Raw genomic sequence first — 14,125 nt, forward strand, 5'->3', positions numbered from 1 at the left:
GGCGTCGTCCGACAAACGGCGCCCACCGATCCTTGCTGGAGTCGTCAATGAACCCACCGCTCTGGACACCCTCCCCCGAACGCGTCGCCGCCACCCGGATGGACGCCTTCCGCCGCAAGGTGGCGCAGGAGCACGGGCTCGACCTGCCCGACTACGCCGCCCTGCACGCCTGGAGCGTCGCCGAGCGCGAGGCCTTCTGGCTGGCCATCGTCGACACCTTCGGCGTGCAGTTCCACGAAGCGCCCACGGCGGTGCTCGAAGAGGGCCCGGAGATGCCCGATGCGCACTGGTTCCCCGGCGCCACCCTGAACTTCGCCGAACATCTGCTGCGCCGCCGCGACCACAAGCCGGCGCTGATCGCCATCAGCGAGGACGAACAGCGCGAGGTGCTCAGCCACGCCGACCTGGCCGCCCATGTCGCCGGCCTGCAGCGCGCCCTGCGCGAGGCCGGGGTGGGTGTCGGCGACCGCGTCGCGGCCTTCATGCCCAACACCTGGCAGACCGTGGTCGGCATGCTCGCCACCACCAGCCTGGGCGCCACCTGGTCGAGCTGCTCGCCGGACTTCGGCACCCACGGCGTGATCGACCGCTTCGGCCAGATCGAACCCAAGGTGCTGATCGCCTGCGCCGGCTACCGCTACGCCGGCAAGACCCTGGACCTGACGGCCAAGCTCAACGAAATCCTTTCCCAGCTGCACAGCCTGGAGCAGTTGCTGATCGTGCCCTACGCCCACCCGGAGGCGCGGCCGGCCGATTACCTGACCCTGGCCCGGGTGGATCTCTGGCAGGACTTCTACCAACCCGGTGGCGAACCGGTGTTCACCCCGGTGCCCTTCGACCACCCGCTGTACATCCTCTATTCCTCCGGCACCACCGGCGTGCCCAAGTGCATCGTCCACGGCACCGGCGGCGTGCTGCTGCAACACCTGAAGGAACATGGCCTGCACGCGGACCTGGGAGCGAACGACACGCTGTTCTACTACACCACCTGCGGCTGGATGATGTGGAACTGGCTGGTCTCGGGCCTTGCCCAGGGCGCCAGCCTGGTGCTCTACGACGGCTCGCCCTTCCACCCCGGCCCGGAGCGGCTGATCGACCTGATCGACGCCGAGGGCATCAGCGTCTTCGGTACCAGCGCCAAGTACGTCTCCGCGCTGGAAAAAGCCAACGTACGGCCACGCCAGACCCATTCGCTGGAGCGCCTGAAGACCCTGCTCACCACCGGCTCGCCGCTGCTCCACGAGAGCTTCGACTACGTCTACCGCGACGTGAAACCCGACCTCTGCCTGTCGTCGATCTCCGGCGGCACCGACATCGTCTCCTGCTTCGCCCTGGGCAACCCGACTGCGCCGGTATGGCGTGGCGAGTTGCAGTGCAAGGGCCTGGGCATGGCGGTGGAAGTCTGGGACGAGGCCGGTAAACCGGTGCACGGCGAGAAAGGCGAGCTGGTCTGCGTGCGGCACTTCCCGTCAATACCGGTGGGCTTCTGGAACGACGAGAACAACGAGAAATTCCTCGACGCCTACTTCGCTACCTTCCCCGGCGTCTGGGCCCACGGCGACTACGCCGAGGAGACCGAGCACGGCGGCCTGGTGATCCACGGCCGCTCCGATGCCGTCCTCAACCCCGGCGGCGTGCGCATCGGCACGGCGGAAATCTACCGCCAGGTGGAGAAGATCGAGCAGGTGCTGGAATCCATCGCCATCGGCCAGGAGTGGCAGGGCGACGTGCGCGTGGTGCTGTTCGTGCGCCTGCGCGAGGGCGTGGCGTTGGATGAAGCGTTGCAGGAGCGCATCCGCCAGACCATTCGCGCCAACACCACCCCGCGCCATGTGCCGGCGAAGATCCTCGAAGTGGCGGACATCCCACGCACCTTGAGCGGCAAGATCGTCGAACTGGCAGTGCGCAACGTGGTGCACGGGCGACCGGTGAAGAACACCGACGCGCTGGCCAACCCGCAGGCGCTGGAGCTGTTCAGGGATCGGAAGGAGTTGGAGAGCTGAGGTTCTCAGGTGACGCGGTGCCGACGCTATCCCCTCACCCCAACCCTCTCCCAGAGGGAGAGGGGGCAGATTGTGCCGACTGACACCATGGCCGCTCACTGCACCGAACGGTCCCCTCTCCCGCGTGCGGGAGAGGGTTAGGGTGAGGGGCTCTTGCTCTCGTAGGAGCGGACTCCGTCCGCGATCGTTTTCAGGCCGCAACGCCATGCAGGCTCTGGTTCGCGAGCAAGCTCGCTCCTACGAAGAGCGCCGCGGCGTATGTCTGTAGGAGCGAGGGGGACGCCATCGTTATTGCTCGCGAACCCTGCCCGCAGCGTCGTAGGGCGCATAACCTGGAACAGGTTATCCGCCGGCAATCCTGCGGCGGATAACGCTGACGCGTTATCCGCCCTACCAGAGCGGACCGTACGTCAGCCAATCAGACACCGCCCGGATGCGTGGTCCGGGCGGTGCTGATCAGGCGTCGCCCAGCGACTCGGTGCCCAGCTCGCTCCACACTTCCTCGGCAAGGTGGAACGTCGCATTGGCAGCGGGAATGCCGCAGTAGATCGCGCTCTGCAGCAGCACTTCCTTGATCTCCTCGCGGCTCACGCCGTTGTTGCGCGCGGCGCGCAGGTGCAGCTTGAGCTCACCCTCGCGGTTCATGCCGATCAGCATGGCGATGGTGATCAGGCTGCGGGTGTGGCGCGGCAGGCCCGGGCGGGTCCAGATGTCACCCCAGGCGTGGCGGGTGATCATTTCCTGGAACTCTTCGTTGAAGGCCGTGCGGTTCTGCAGGCTGCGGTCGACATGGGCATCGCCCAGCACCGCACGGCGCACCTGCATGCCGGCTTCGTAGCGTTCTTTTTCGTCCATCTCTAACTCCGAAGTGAGCCTGTAGGAGCGCGCCATGCGCGCGATCGCGGGCATGGCCCGCTCCTACAAGGAAAAGCAATCAGGCGCGCAGGAAGTCCAGCACGCGCTGGCTGAAGGCATCGGCGGCCTGCACGTTGGACAGGTGCGCGGCACGGAACTCCACCAGCTCGGCACCTGAAATGCGCGCCTGCAGGAAACGGCCATCTTCAGTCGTAGTCACCGGATCGGCGACGCCACAGACCACCAGCGTCGGCGCGCTGATCGCACCGATCTCGCCACGGAAATCCGCATCGCGTACAGCCGCGCAGTTGGCCGCGTAACCTTCGGGTGAGGTCTGCGCCAGCATGCCGACGATGGGCTCGACCTTGCCCGGCTCAGCCTCGGCGAAGTCGGCGCTGAACCAGCGCGAGATCGACGCATCGCGCAGGTTGCGCATGGCCTCGGCGCCGCCGCTGAGCACGGTCTCGATGCGCGGGTTCCAGACTTCCGGGGTGCCGATCTTGGCGGCGGTGTTGCACAGCACCAGACGCCCGATGCGCTCCGGCGCATGGATGCCCAGCCACTGGCCGATCAGTCCGCCCATGGACAGGCCGCAGAAATGCGCGCGCGGGATGTCCAGCGCGTCCAGCAGGGCCAGCACGTCGCGGCCGTTCTGCTCGATGCTGTAGGGGCCAGGGGTGACCAGCGAACCACCGTGGCCACGGGTGTCATAACGCAGCACGCGGAAGTGCTCGGCGAAGGCCGCAACCTGCGCGTCCCACATGTGCAGGTCGGTGCCCAGGGAATTGGACAGCACCAGCACCGGCGCGCCGGCCGGGCCTTCCAGTTGATAGTTCAGGTCGCCATCGACGAGACGTACGGCAGGCATGCAAGGCTCCTATCGGCACTCTTTGCGCGAGAAAAGTTGTAGATGTTCGGCCAGTGCGCGCTCGACCCAGCGGCGCGCCTGGCCCAGGTAATGGGCGGGATCGAGCAGGCGATCCAGTTCTTCGGCATTCAGTTGAGCGGCCACCTCGGCATTGGCGCCGAGCACCGCGCGCAGGTGCGCGCCCTCCTTCACCGCCTGCTTGCAGCATTGCTCCACCAGGTGGTGCGCGGCGTCGCGGCCGATGCGCTGGGCCAGGGCGATGCTCACGGCTTCGGCGAGCACCAGGCCACGGGTCAGATCGAGATTGGCGAGCATGCGCCCGGCATCCACTTCCAGCCCCGGCACCAGGCTCAGCGCCTGTTGCAGCGCGCCCGAAACCAGGCAGCACAGCTCCGGCAGGCTTTCCCATTCGGCGTGCCACAGGCCGAGGCTGCGCTCGTGTTCCTGGGGCATGGCGGCAAGCAGGGTCGAGACCAGGCCGGGCGCACGGGCGGCCGCGCCGATCAGCACGGCGGCGCCCACCGGGTTGCGCTTGTGCGGCATGGTGGAGGAACCCCCCTTGCCCGGCGCGGACGGCTCGAAGACTTCGCCGGCCTCGGTCTGCATCAGCAGGCTGAGGTCACGGCCCAGCTTGCCGAGGCTGCCGGCGATCAGGCCGAGCAGGCTGGCGAACTCCACCAGGCGGTCGCGCTGGGTGTGCCAGGGTTGCTCGGGCAATTGCAGATCGAGTTCCTCGGCCAGCGCTTCGGCCACGGCAAAGCCCTGCTCGCCCAGGGCGGCGAGGCTGCCGGACGCGCCGCCGAATTGCAGGCACAGCAGGCGCGGCTTGAGTTCGTTGAGGCGCTGGCGATGGCGGGTGATCGCGCCCAGCCAGCCGGCGATCTTCATGCCCAGGGTGACCGGCGTGGCGTGTTGCAGCCAGGTACGGCCGACCATGGGCGTGCCGGCGTGGGCTTGTGCCTGAACGGCGAGTGCATCGGCCAGTTGGGCGAGATCGCTTTCCAGCAGCTCGATGGCGGCACGCAGTTGCAGGACCAGCCCGGAGTCCATGGCGTCCTGGCTGGTGGCGCCCAGATGCACGTAGCGCTCGGCTTCGGCGTCCTCGGCGGCGATGCGCTTGCCCAGCGCCTTCACCAGCGGGATCGCGGAATTGCCGGCGCTGCAGATGGCCTGGGCCAGCGCCTCGAAGTCATAGAGTTCGGCACGGCAGGCGGCGGCGATGGGCGCCACGGCGCTCGCCGGGATGACGCCGACGCGGGCCTCGGCACGGGCCAATGCGGCCTCGAAGTCGAGCATGCCCTGTACCCGGCCGTGGTCGCTGAAGATCGCGCGCATGGCGGGCTGGGTGAAGTAGGCGTCGAACAGAAGGTTGGTGCTCACTGGGGTGGCTCCGGAGATCGGCAGGCGTAGTCGGACAGTATGACCGGAGAGTTGCTTTCTGTAGGAGCGAGCTTGCTCGCGAACAAACCCCGCTGCGGGGCTCAGGTTCGCGAGCAAGCTCGCTCCTACGAAGAGCAAGGAGCTATACGCGCTCGACCACCAGCGCCACGCCCTGCCCTACGCCCACGCACATGGTGCACAGGCCGAGCTTGCCGCCGGACTTCTGCAACTGGTGCACAGCGGTCAGCACCAGGCGTGCGCCGCTGGCGCCCAGCGGGTGGCCGAGGGCGATGGCGCCGCCGTTGGGGTTCACCCGCGCGTCGTCATCGGCAATGCCGAGTTCGCGGGTCACCGCCAGGCCCTGCGCGGCAAAGGCTTCGTTCAGCTCGATGACGTCGAACTGATCCATCGACAGGTTCAGCCGCTCCAGCAGCTTGCGCACCGCCGGCACCGGGCCGATGCCCATTACGCGCGGGGCGACGCCGGCGCTGGCCATGCCGAGCACTTTCGCGCGCGGCGTCAGGCCGTGTTTCTTCACGGCTTCAGCGCTGGCGAGGATCAGCGCCACGGCGCCATCGTTGACGCCCGAGGCGTTGCCGGCGGTGACGGTCTTGCCTTCGCCGTTGACTGGCTTGAGCTTGGCCAGCGCTTCCAGGGTGGTGTCCGGGCGCGGGTGTTCGTCGGTATCGACGACTGTGTCGCCCTTGCGGCCCTTGATCACCACCGGGACGATTTCCTCGGCGAAGTAGCCGCTGGCCTGGGCGACGCCGGCACGCTGCTGGCTGCGCAGGGAGAAGGCGTCCTGGTCGGCGCGGTTGACGTGGTAATCGTCGGCCACGTTGTCGGCGGTCTGCGGCATGGCATCCACGCCGTACTGCGCCTTCATCAGCGGGTTGATGAAACGCCAGCCGATGGTGGTGTCCTCGATCTTCTGGCCACGGCCGAAGGCGCTGTCGGCCTTGCCCATCACGTAGGGCGCGCGGGACATGGATTCCACGCCGCCAGCGATGACCAGTTCAGCCTCGCCGCTGGCGATGGCGCGGAAGGCGGTGCCCACCGCGTCCAGGCCCGAGGCGCAGAGACGGTTGAGGGTCACGCCCGGCACGCTTTCCGGCAGGCCGGCCAGCAGCAGCGCCATGCGCGCGACGTTGCGGTTGTCTTCTCCGGCCTGGTTGGCGCAGCCGAGGTAGACCTCGTCCAGCGCGGCCCAGTCGACTTGCGGGTTACGTTCCAGCAGCGCCTTCACCGGCACGGCGGCGAGGTCGTCGGCGCGCACGCCGGAGAGCGAGCCGCCGAAGCGGCCGATGGGCGTACGCACGGCGTCGCAGATGAAGACCTCGCGGCTCATTCCTCACCTCCGAGCTGGCCGTGGGCGGCGGCGGTGCGGGCTTCGAGGGCACGCAGGGCTTCCAGCTCCATTTCGGTCGGCGCGACGGTTTCCTTCACCTGCTCGGCGAAGCGGATCGCCCACCCGGTGTTCTCGACCACCTGCTCGCGGGTCACGCCCGGGTGCAGGGTGGTGACGATGAATTCGTTGCTGCCGGCTTCCGGCTCCATGATGCACAGGTCGGTGATGATCGCCACCGGGCCCTTGCCGGGCAGGCCGAGCTGCTGGCGGTGGTCGCCGCCTTCGCCGAAACCGACCGAGGTGATGAAGGCCAGCTTGTCGACGAAGGTGCGGTGGGACTGCTTGAGGATGATCAGCACTTCCTTGGCGGAACCGGCGATCTCCGGCGCGCCACCGGCGCCGGGCAGGCGCACTTTCGGCGAGTGGTAATCGCCGATGACGGTGGTGTTGATGTTGCCGAAGCGGTCGACCTGGGCCGCGCCGAGGAAGCCGACGTCGATACGTCCGCCCTGCAGCCAGTAGCGGAAGATCTCACCGGTGGGCACCACGGTGTCGGCGGTTTCGGCCAGCTCGCCGTCACCGATGGACAGCGGCAGTACGCTGGGCTTGGCGCCGATGGGGCCGGATTCGTAGATCAGGACCACGTCGGGCGAGGCGGTCAGGCGCGCCAGGTTGGCGGCCTTGGACGGCAGGCCGATGCCGACGAAGCAGACGGCGCCGTTCTTCAGGCGGCGGGCGGCGGCCACGGTCATCATTTCATTGGTGCTGTAGGCGCTCATTACTTGGCCTCCGCGAGTTTGGCTTTGAACTCAGCAAAATCTTTCGTGCCGCGGATGTAGGTATCGATCCAGGCGTTGAAGGTGTCGCGGTCGCGGGCGATCGGGTCCCAGGCCTGGTAGAAGCGGTTGTCGCGCTCGGAGTAGCCGTGGGCGTAGGACGGGTGCGAACCGCCGGGCACCAGGCAGACGGCGGACAGCGCCCAGGTCGGCAGCACGCAGGAGTTCATCGGCGCGTTGAGGTCGTCGACGATTTCTTCCACGGTGACGATGCAGCGCTTGGCGGCCAGGGCGGCTTCCTTCTGCACGCCGAGGATGCCCCACAGCAGCACATTGCCCTTGCGGTCGGCCTTCTGCGCGTGGATCACGGTGACGTCCGGGCGCACCGAAGGCACGGCGGCCAGTTGCTCGCCGGTGAACGGGCAGTTGATGAACTTGATGTTCGGGTTGACCTTCGGCAGGTCGGAACCGGCGTAGGCGCGCAGCACGGCGAACGGCAGGCCCGAGGCGCCGGCGACGTAGGAGTTGGCGAGGTCGGCGTGGCTGTGCTCGTCGATCTCCAGCGCGCGCGGCCAGCCCTTCTCCACCGCGTCACGCAGGCGATGCAGCGAACCGACGCCAGGGTTGCCGCCCCAGGAGAAGGTCAGCTTGCGCACGCAGCCGGCGCCGATCAGCAGGTCGTAGACCAGGTCGGGGGTCATGCGCACCAGGTGCAGGTCTTTCTTGCCCTGGCGGATCAGCTCGTGGGAGGCGGCGGTCGGGATCAGGTGGGTGAAGCCTTCGAGCGCGACGGTGTCGCCGTCGTTGACGAAGCGCTCGACCGCTTCGCGGAGAGTCAGGAGTTCAGCCATGGTCGGTCTCGTTGTGTAGGGGGTGCCGATGGGAAAACAGTACCGTCGGGGGGATGGGCGAACAATGCGATAATCGACTATTGGTGCGAATATCGAACACTTCTCTTAGGGGGCTAACGGCTGGTTTTCGTGGTGTGAGGAGTATTTGAGGTGGGCGCGGACGTTGTCCGCGGATCGCGGGCATGGCCCGCTCCTACAGGGAAGCGACGTGCCGGCCTGTTGTAGGAGCTGGCCATGCCTGCGACAGCCCCAACTGCGGAGCAACAGGGCGCTCCGAGTAGGATGGGTGGAGCGCAGCGATACCCATGCTGTCGGTGTACGGATTGATGGGTATCGCTTCGCTCCACGCCATCCTACGGCGGGGTTACCGGCAAGGCCGGACGTTGGCGGGAATCAGGCTTCCTGCAACGCACGAGGACGGTTGCTGCGGTCTTCGGCGTCGGCGGAAACGGCCTGCTGCAGCTGGAAGTCGAACTCGATCTCGGCGAAGCGCCCTTCCACACCGCGGGCCTTGGCGGCGGCTGCGTCCTCGACGAAGCGCACCTCGCCGATCAGCCCGTCACGGGTGGCGTAGGCGAAGTCGTCCCACAGGTACTGGTCACCGGCCAGGTTGATCTGCGTGGTCAGGTGGCGATGCCCCGGCGCGGAGATGAAGAAGTGGATGTGCGCCGGGCGCTGGCCGTGGCGGCCGAGCTGGTTCAACAGTTCCTGGGTCGGGCCATCCGGCGGGCAGCCGTAGCCGCTGGGCACGATGCTGCGCGCCTTGTAGCGGCCTTCGGCGTCGGTGACGATGCGCCGGCGCAGGTTGAACTCGGACTGGGTGCTGTCGAAGTACGAGTAGGTGCCCTGGGTGTTGGCGTGCCAGAGGTCGACCACAGCGCCGGCCAGCGGCTTGCCCTGCGGGTCGAAGACGCGGCCGGAGAGGAACATCACGGTGCCCGCGTCCTTGCCGTCGTCCATCCGCGCTTCACCCTCGGACAGCGGTGCTCCGGCCACGTACAGCGGGCCTTCGATGGTGCGCGGGGTGCCACCGCCGATGCCGGCCGCCGCGTCCTGGGCGTCCAGCAGCAGGTCGAGGTAGTGTTCGATGCCCAGGCCGGCAACGACCAGGCCGGCTTCCTGGCGGGCGCCGAGGCGGTTGAGGTAATCCACCGCCTTCCAGAATTCGTCGGGGGTGACGTTCATGTCTTCGATCAGTTTGGCGGTGTCCTGCAGGATGCGCAGAACGAGGTTCTTCACGCGCGGGTTGCCCTGATCGTTCAGGGCGCCGCTGGCCTCTTCGAAGAACTTCTGGATGTCGGCGGTCTGGGAAATCTTCACGGTCATGATGCGATCCTCAAGTCTTGTTCTTGTTGATTCGTTCGGGACGGAAATCAGCGGTCGTCGGAATGGATCGAGGACGGATGGCGGCAGAGCCCGTCGACCTCGATGTCCATGTAGGGGAACAGCGGCAGCTGCATCAGGGTGTCGTGCAGCTCCTCGACGCTGGCCAGGTCGAACACGCTGTAGTTGGCGTAGTGCCCGGCGATGCGCCACAGGTGGCGCCACTTGCCCTCGCGCTGCAGGCGCTGGGCCAGTTCCTTCTCGTCGGCCTTGAGCTGGGCGGCCTTGGCCGGATCCATGTCGACGGGCAATTTCACGGTCATCTTCACGTGGAACAGCATCGGGTCTTCTCCTCTATCGGGCAGTCGGGAAAGGTTGCAAATCAGTGGCGGCGGAAGCGCGCCAGGCGCTCTTCGTCGAGCGTCAGGCCCAGGCCGGGAGTACGCGGCACGTGCAGCTGGAAGTCGCGGTAGACCGGCGGCTCGGTGACGATTTCCTCGGTGAGCAGCAGCGGACCGAACAGCTCGGTGGCCCAGGTCAGCTTCTCCAGGGTGAGGAAGGCGTGGGCCGAAGCCAGGGTGCCGACCGCGCCTTCGAGCATGGTCCCGCCGTACAGCGCGATGCCGGCGGCTTCGGCGATCTGCGCGGAGCGCAGCACGGCGCGCGGGCCGCCGTTCTTGGCAATCTTCAGGGCGAAGATGCTGGCCGCCCCGTCAGCGGCGAGGCTGAAGGCATCGGCCACGCTCTCGATGGATTCGTCGGCCATGATCGGCGCCGGGCTGCGCTGGTTCAGGCGCGCCTGGCCGCTGCGGTTGATGCGCGCGATGGGCTGTTCGATCAGGTCGATGCCGTTCTCGCCGAGCACCTGGCAGCCGCGGATGGCCTGGGATTCGTCCCAGCCCTGGTTGACGTCCACGCGCACGCTGGCGCGCTCGCCCAACGCCTTCTTGATCGCCACCACGTGCTTGAGGTCCTGCTCCAGCGGGTTGGCGCCGATCTTCAGCTTGAAGATGCGGTGCCGGCGGATGTCCAGCATCTGCTCGGCTTCGGCGATGTCGCGGGCAGTGTCGCCGGAGGCCAGAGTCCAGGCCACTTCGAGGCTGTCGCGCACGCGGCCGCCGAGCAGTTCGCTGACCGGCAGGCCGAGGCGCTTGCCCTGCGCGTCCAGCAGCGCACTCTCGATGCCGGAGCGGGCGAAGGTGTTGCCCTTGATCGACTTGTCCAGGCGCTGCATGCAGGCGTTGATGTTGCTGGCGTCCTGGCCCTTGAGCAGCGGCGCGAAGTGCGCGTCGAGGTTGGCCTTGATGCTTTCCGGGCTCTCGTTGCCGTAGGCCAGGCCGCCGATGGTGGTGGCTTCGCCGATGCCCTCGACGCCGTCGGAGCAGCGCAGGCGGATGATCACCAGCGTCTGCTGCTGCATGGTGTGCATGGCCAGCTTGTGCGGGCGGATGGTCGGCAGGTCGACGATGATCGACTCGATGCGTTCGATGACGGGGCTACTCATGGACGGCGTTCCGGTGTGGGATTTCTGAATGGGCCGGGCAGCGCAGTGGCGATACCCGGAAGGTCTTTTCACGATTGACGAAGGATTGCGCCGGGGCCTGCAGGCAGTCCAATATCGTTGCCATCTTGTTGCATACCCTGGAGGTATCATGGAGCTGCGACACCTGCGCTACTTCCGCGAAGTGGCCGGCACCCTCAACTTCACCCGAGCCGCCGAGCGCCTGCACATCGCCCAGCCGCCGCTGAGCCGGCAGATCCAGCAGCTCGAGGAACTGCTCGGCGTGCCCCTGCTGGAGCGTGGCCGGCCGTTGCGCCTGACCGACGCCGGGCGCTACTTCCACGAGCAGACCGGCACCCTGCTGGCGCAGCTGGAAGGCATCTGCGAGAGCACCCGGCGCATCGGCCGCGGCGAACGCCAGTGGTTCGGCATCGGCTTCGCGCCCTCGACGCTGTATGACGGGCTGCCCGAGCTGATCCGCGAGCTGCGCGGCGACACCGGGCTGGAGCTGGGGCTGCAGGAAATGACCACGGTGCAGCAGGTCGAGGCGCTGAAAAGCGGGCGCATCGACATCGGTTTCGGGCGCATCCGCATCGACGATCCAGCCATTACCCAGCAGGTATTGCGCGAGGAGCCAATGGTCGCCGTGCTGCCCGCCGGGCACCGCCTGCTCGGCGCGCCGCTGAGCCTTGCGCAACTGGCCGGCGAAGACTTCGTGCTCTACCCCGCCAACCCGCGCCCCAGCTACGCCGACCATGTGCTGGCGCTGTTCGCCAATCACGGCCTGAGCGTGCGCGTGACGCAATGGACCAACGAGCTGCAGACCGCCATCGGCCTGGTCGCCGCCGGCCTGGGCGTAGCGCTGGTGCCGGCGTCGGTGCAGCAACAGCACCGCGCCGACATCGGCTATGCCAGGCTGACCGACGCCGAGGCGGTCTCGCCGATCATCCTCAGCCAGCGCCGTGGCGACGTCAGTGCGCCGCTGCAACACTGCCTGCGGCTGATCGGCGCGCAGCTGCCGTAAGCGCATCATCGCGGCGCCTCAGCCCAGGTCGCCGCCACCCACCGGCAGGGTCACGCCGGTGATGTAGCTGGCTTCGTCGGAAGCGAGGAAGAGGATCGCGCCGACCTGCTCGTCGATGGTCCCGTAGCGCTTCATCAGGCTGCTGTCGACGGTCTGGTCGACGATCTGCTGGTACCAGGCCTTCTCCTGCTCACTCTGCTGCGCCGCGTTGCGCGGAATGCGCCGTGGCGGCGCCTCGGTTCCGCCGGGCGCGGTGGCGTTGACCCGCACGCCGCGCTCGGCGGTCTCGAAGGCCAGGCAGGCGGTCAGCGCATTCACCCCGCCCTTCGCCGCGCCGTAGGGCACGCGGTTCACCCCACGGGTGGCGACGGACGAGACGTTGACGATGGCGCCCGCGCCCTGCTCCAGCATCGGTACCAGCGCCGCGCGGCAGCACCACAGGGTTGGGAACAATGAGCGGCGCACCTCGGCCTCGATCTCGTCTTCGGCGTAGTGTTCGAAGGGCTTGGCCCAGATGGTGCCGCCGACGTTGTTGATCAGGATGTCTAGACGGCCGAAGCGCGCGAGCGCCTGGTCGACCACGCCCTGGCAGTCGGCGAAACGTTCCAGGTCGGCGGTCAGGGTGAGTACTTCGCCGTGCTGGCCGAGGGCGTCCTGCAGTTCGTGGACGATCTCGGAGCGGTCCACGGCGATGACCCTGGCGCCCTCTTCCGCCAGCCGCTCGGCGACACGCCGGCCGATACCCTGGGCGGCGCCGGTGACGAGGGCGATCTTGTTGTCGAAACGGGACATGACGTTCTCCTGTCAGTGCGCGGCCACGAGCCCGCCCGAAGGCTTCTCGCTGCCGCGGATGAGGGCCACGGCGACCAGCGCCAGCAGCAGGGGGACGGCCAGCGCCAGGTAGAAACCGGCGACGCCGCCCCATTCGAGGAAGGTTCCGCCCAGAGCAGAACCGATGATGGCGCCCACCCGGCCCAGGCCAATGGCCCAGCCGGTGGCGGTGGCGCGCAGGCTGGTCGGATAGGCGGAAACCACCAGGTAGTTGAGGGCGATCTGCTGCCCGCCGATACCCAGGCCCGCGGCGCCGACCAGCAGGAACACCAGCACCCAGTTGTCGCCGCTCAGGGACAGGCCGAGGCTGACCAGCACGCCGAGGGCGAACAGGCCGAGCAGCACGTTGCGGGTGTTCAGGCGCGGCAGCAGGATCGACAGCGGGATGGCGCAGAGGATGAACACCGCATTGACCGTGACGGTCCCCAGCGGCGCCTGCTCCACCGGCAGACCGGCGGTTTTCAGCACGGTGGGCAGCCAGGAGAGGAACATGAACCAGGCCACCCAGTTGAACAGGTAGGTCAGCCACACGGCGAGGGTATTGCGCGCCAGACCTGGTCCGAACAGCGCCCGTACGCTGGTGCGGGTGGCGGCTTCGGGCACGCTGAAGCGCACGTCATCGGCGAGCGCCCGCGAACTGATCCGCGCGAGAATGCGGCGTACCTGCGCCGTCTCGCCCGAGCGGGTGGCGAGGAATTGCAGCGACTCCGGTAGCGCAAAGTACAGCCCCACCAGCAGCACCAGCGGCAGCAGCCCGCCGGCAAGGAAGATGCCCTGCCAGCCGATCAGCGGCATGACCTGGGCGGCGAGCAACCCGCCCAGCATTGCACCCGCCGGCAAGCCCAGCAGGATGCCGGTGACGATGGCCCCACGCAGGCGCGCCGGACCGTATTCGGAGGCCAGCGCCAGCAGCACGGGCGTGGCGCCGCCCATGCCGAGACCGGCGAGAAAACGCAGTACCAGGATCTGCTCGGCGCTGGTGGCGAAGGCCGTGGCCAAGGTGGCAAGGGCAAACAGTGCGACCGCGCCCATCACCGTGGGGCGGCGGCCAAAGCGATCGCCGAACAGCCCCAGCGCCATGGCGCCCAGGGCCATGCCGACGATGCCGGCGCTAAGGATCGGCGCCAGGCCGCTGGTAGAAAGCTGGAGGGTCTCGATGATCGCAGGGCCGGTGTAGGCAATGGCCTGAGTATCGAAGCCATCGAAGATGGCGACCAGGAAACACAGGGCGAACACGCGCCACTGGAAGGAACTCAAGGCGGCGTGATCTATCACGTCAGGTATGTTGCACGTCTGGCTCATGTGGGTCTCCGCTGCGAGGGCACTGCCTCGCTGATTGTTTTTATGCAGGCCCTGCCAGGGGCC

13 protein-coding genes are annotated in these 14,125 nt (G+C 67.8%); 2 read left to right on the forward strand and 11 right to left on the reverse strand.

What is annotated here, in order from left to right:
* Positions 1-47 precede the first annotated feature (47 nt).
* The gene (locus tag J5M67_RS12140; protein ID WP_207885567.1) at positions 48-2,003 is read left to right on the forward strand and encodes an acetoacetate--CoA ligase; all 1,956 of its coding nucleotides are present in this window, start codon (positions 48-50) and stop codon (positions 2,001-2,003) included.
* 456 nt (positions 2,004-2,459) lie between these two features.
* On the opposite strand, the gene pcaC is transcribed toward J5M67_RS12140, so the two are convergent.
* The 9 genes from pcaC to J5M67_RS12185 form a co-directional block, all read right to left on the reverse strand.
* Complete coding sequence (pcaC, locus tag J5M67_RS12145; RefSeq protein WP_207885568.1) at positions 2,460-2,858, reverse strand: 4-carboxymuconolactone decarboxylase; 399 nt, start codon at positions 2,856-2,858, stop codon at positions 2,460-2,462.
* Positions 2,859-2,937: 79 nt separating this feature from the next.
* Positions 2,938-3,726, reverse strand: a complete 789-nt coding sequence (gene pcaD, locus J5M67_RS12150) for a 3-oxoadipate enol-lactonase (protein ID WP_207885569.1) — start codon at positions 3,724-3,726, stop codon at positions 2,938-2,940.
* Positions 3,727-3,735: 9 nt separating this feature from the next.
* Entirely contained in the window at positions 3,736-5,106 is a 1,371-nt protein-coding gene (locus J5M67_RS12155) for a 3-carboxy-cis,cis-muconate cycloisomerase (protein ID WP_207885570.1), read from the reverse strand.
* A gap of 142 nt (positions 5,107-5,248) precedes the next feature.
* Positions 5,249-6,454 (reverse strand): 3-oxoadipyl-CoA thiolase, encoded by a 1,206-nt coding sequence (gene pcaF / locus J5M67_RS12160; protein ID WP_207885571.1) that lies wholly within the window; start codon positions 6,452-6,454, stop codon positions 5,249-5,251.
* Complete coding sequence (locus J5M67_RS12165; RefSeq protein WP_207885572.1) at positions 6,451-7,233, reverse strand: CoA-transferase subunit beta; 783 nt, start codon at positions 7,231-7,233, stop codon at positions 6,451-6,453. The genes pcaF and J5M67_RS12165 overlap by 4 nt, the downstream gene beginning before the upstream one ends.
* Entirely contained in the window at positions 7,233-8,081 is an 849-nt protein-coding gene (locus J5M67_RS12170) for a CoA transferase subunit A (protein WP_207885573.1), read from the reverse strand. Before J5M67_RS12170 ends, J5M67_RS12165 begins: the two co-directional genes overlap by 1 nt.
* A gap of 393 nt (positions 8,082-8,474) precedes the next feature.
* Positions 8,475-9,407, reverse strand: coding sequence for a catechol 1,2-dioxygenase (catA, locus tag J5M67_RS12175; protein ID WP_207885574.1), 933 nt, complete (start codon positions 9,405-9,407; stop codon positions 8,475-8,477).
* 47 nt (positions 9,408-9,454) lie between these two features.
* Entirely contained in the window at positions 9,455-9,745 is a 291-nt protein-coding gene (gene catC, locus J5M67_RS12180; RefSeq protein WP_017519458.1) for a muconolactone Delta-isomerase, read from the reverse strand.
* Positions 9,746-9,786: 41 nt separating this feature from the next.
* Positions 9,787-10,908, reverse strand: a complete 1,122-nt coding sequence (locus J5M67_RS12185) for a muconate cycloisomerase family protein (RefSeq protein WP_207885575.1) — start codon at positions 10,906-10,908, stop codon at positions 9,787-9,789.
* 148 nt (positions 10,909-11,056) lie between these two features.
* Between J5M67_RS12185 and J5M67_RS12190 the strand changes: the two genes are divergently transcribed.
* Positions 11,057-11,929 (forward strand): LysR family transcriptional regulator, encoded by an 873-nt coding sequence (locus J5M67_RS12190; RefSeq protein WP_207885576.1) that lies wholly within the window; start codon positions 11,057-11,059, stop codon positions 11,927-11,929.
* Between the two features lie 18 nt (positions 11,930-11,947).
* Here J5M67_RS12190 and J5M67_RS12195 read toward each other — a convergent pair whose 3' ends face one another.
* Together J5M67_RS12195 and J5M67_RS12200 are read right to left on the reverse strand one after the other, a co-directional pair.
* Entirely contained in the window at positions 11,948-12,721 is a 774-nt protein-coding gene (locus J5M67_RS12195; RefSeq protein WP_207885577.1) for a 1,6-dihydroxycyclohexa-2,4-diene-1-carboxylate dehydrogenase, read from the reverse strand.
* 12 nt (positions 12,722-12,733) lie between these two features.
* The gene (locus J5M67_RS12200) at positions 12,734-14,062 is read right to left on the reverse strand and encodes an MFS transporter (protein WP_207885578.1); all 1,329 of its coding nucleotides are present in this window, start codon (positions 14,060-14,062) and stop codon (positions 12,734-12,736) included.
* Positions 14,063-14,125 lie beyond the last annotated feature (63 nt).

The sequence above is a fragment of the Pseudomonas sp. 30_B genome, from assembly GCF_017491605.1.
Classification (GTDB): domain Bacteria; phylum Pseudomonadota; class Gammaproteobacteria; order Pseudomonadales; family Pseudomonadaceae; genus Pseudomonas.

What these genes read in the sequence shown, in the direction of transcription:
- J5M67_RS12140 (WP_207885567.1), top strand. Translation starts at nt 48, where the DNA reads ATGAACCCACCGCTCTGGACACCCTCCCCCGAACGCGTCGCCGCCACC.
- pcaC (WP_207885568.1), bottom strand. Translation starts at nt 2,858, where the DNA reads ATGGACGAAAAAGAACGCTACGAAGCCGGCATGCAGGTGCGCCGTGCG.
- pcaD (WP_207885569.1), bottom strand. Translation starts at nt 3,726, where the DNA reads ATGCCTGCCGTACGTCTCGTCGATGGCGACCTGAACTATCAACTGGAA.
- pcaF (WP_207885571.1), bottom strand. Translation starts at nt 6,454, where the DNA reads ATGAGCCGCGAGGTCTTCATCTGCGACGCCGTGCGTACGCCCATCGGC.
- J5M67_RS12165 (WP_207885572.1), bottom strand. Translation starts at nt 7,233, where the DNA reads ATGAGCGCCTACAGCACCAATGAAATGATGACCGTGGCCGCCGCCCGC.
- J5M67_RS12170 (WP_207885573.1), bottom strand. Translation starts at nt 8,081, where the DNA reads ATGGCTGAACTCCTGACTCTCCGCGAAGCGGTCGAGCGCTTCGTCAAC.
- catA (WP_207885574.1), bottom strand. Translation starts at nt 9,407, where the DNA reads ATGACCGTGAAGATTTCCCAGACCGCCGACATCCAGAAGTTCTTCGAA.
- catC (WP_017519458.1), bottom strand. Translation starts at nt 9,745, where the DNA reads ATGCTGTTCCACGTGAAGATGACCGTGAAATTGCCCGTCGACATGGAT.
- J5M67_RS12185 (WP_207885575.1), bottom strand. Translation starts at nt 10,908, where the DNA reads ATGAGTAGCCCCGTCATCGAACGCATCGAGTCGATCATCGTCGACCTG.
- J5M67_RS12190 (WP_207885576.1), top strand. Translation starts at nt 11,057, where the DNA reads ATGGAGCTGCGACACCTGCGCTACTTCCGCGAAGTGGCCGGCACCCTC.
- J5M67_RS12195 (WP_207885577.1), bottom strand. Translation starts at nt 12,721, where the DNA reads ATGTCCCGTTTCGACAACAAGATCGCCCTCGTCACCGGCGCCGCCCAG.
- J5M67_RS12200 (WP_207885578.1), bottom strand. Translation starts at nt 14,062, where the DNA reads ATGAGCCAGACGTGCAACATACCTGACGTGATAGATCACGCCGCCTTG.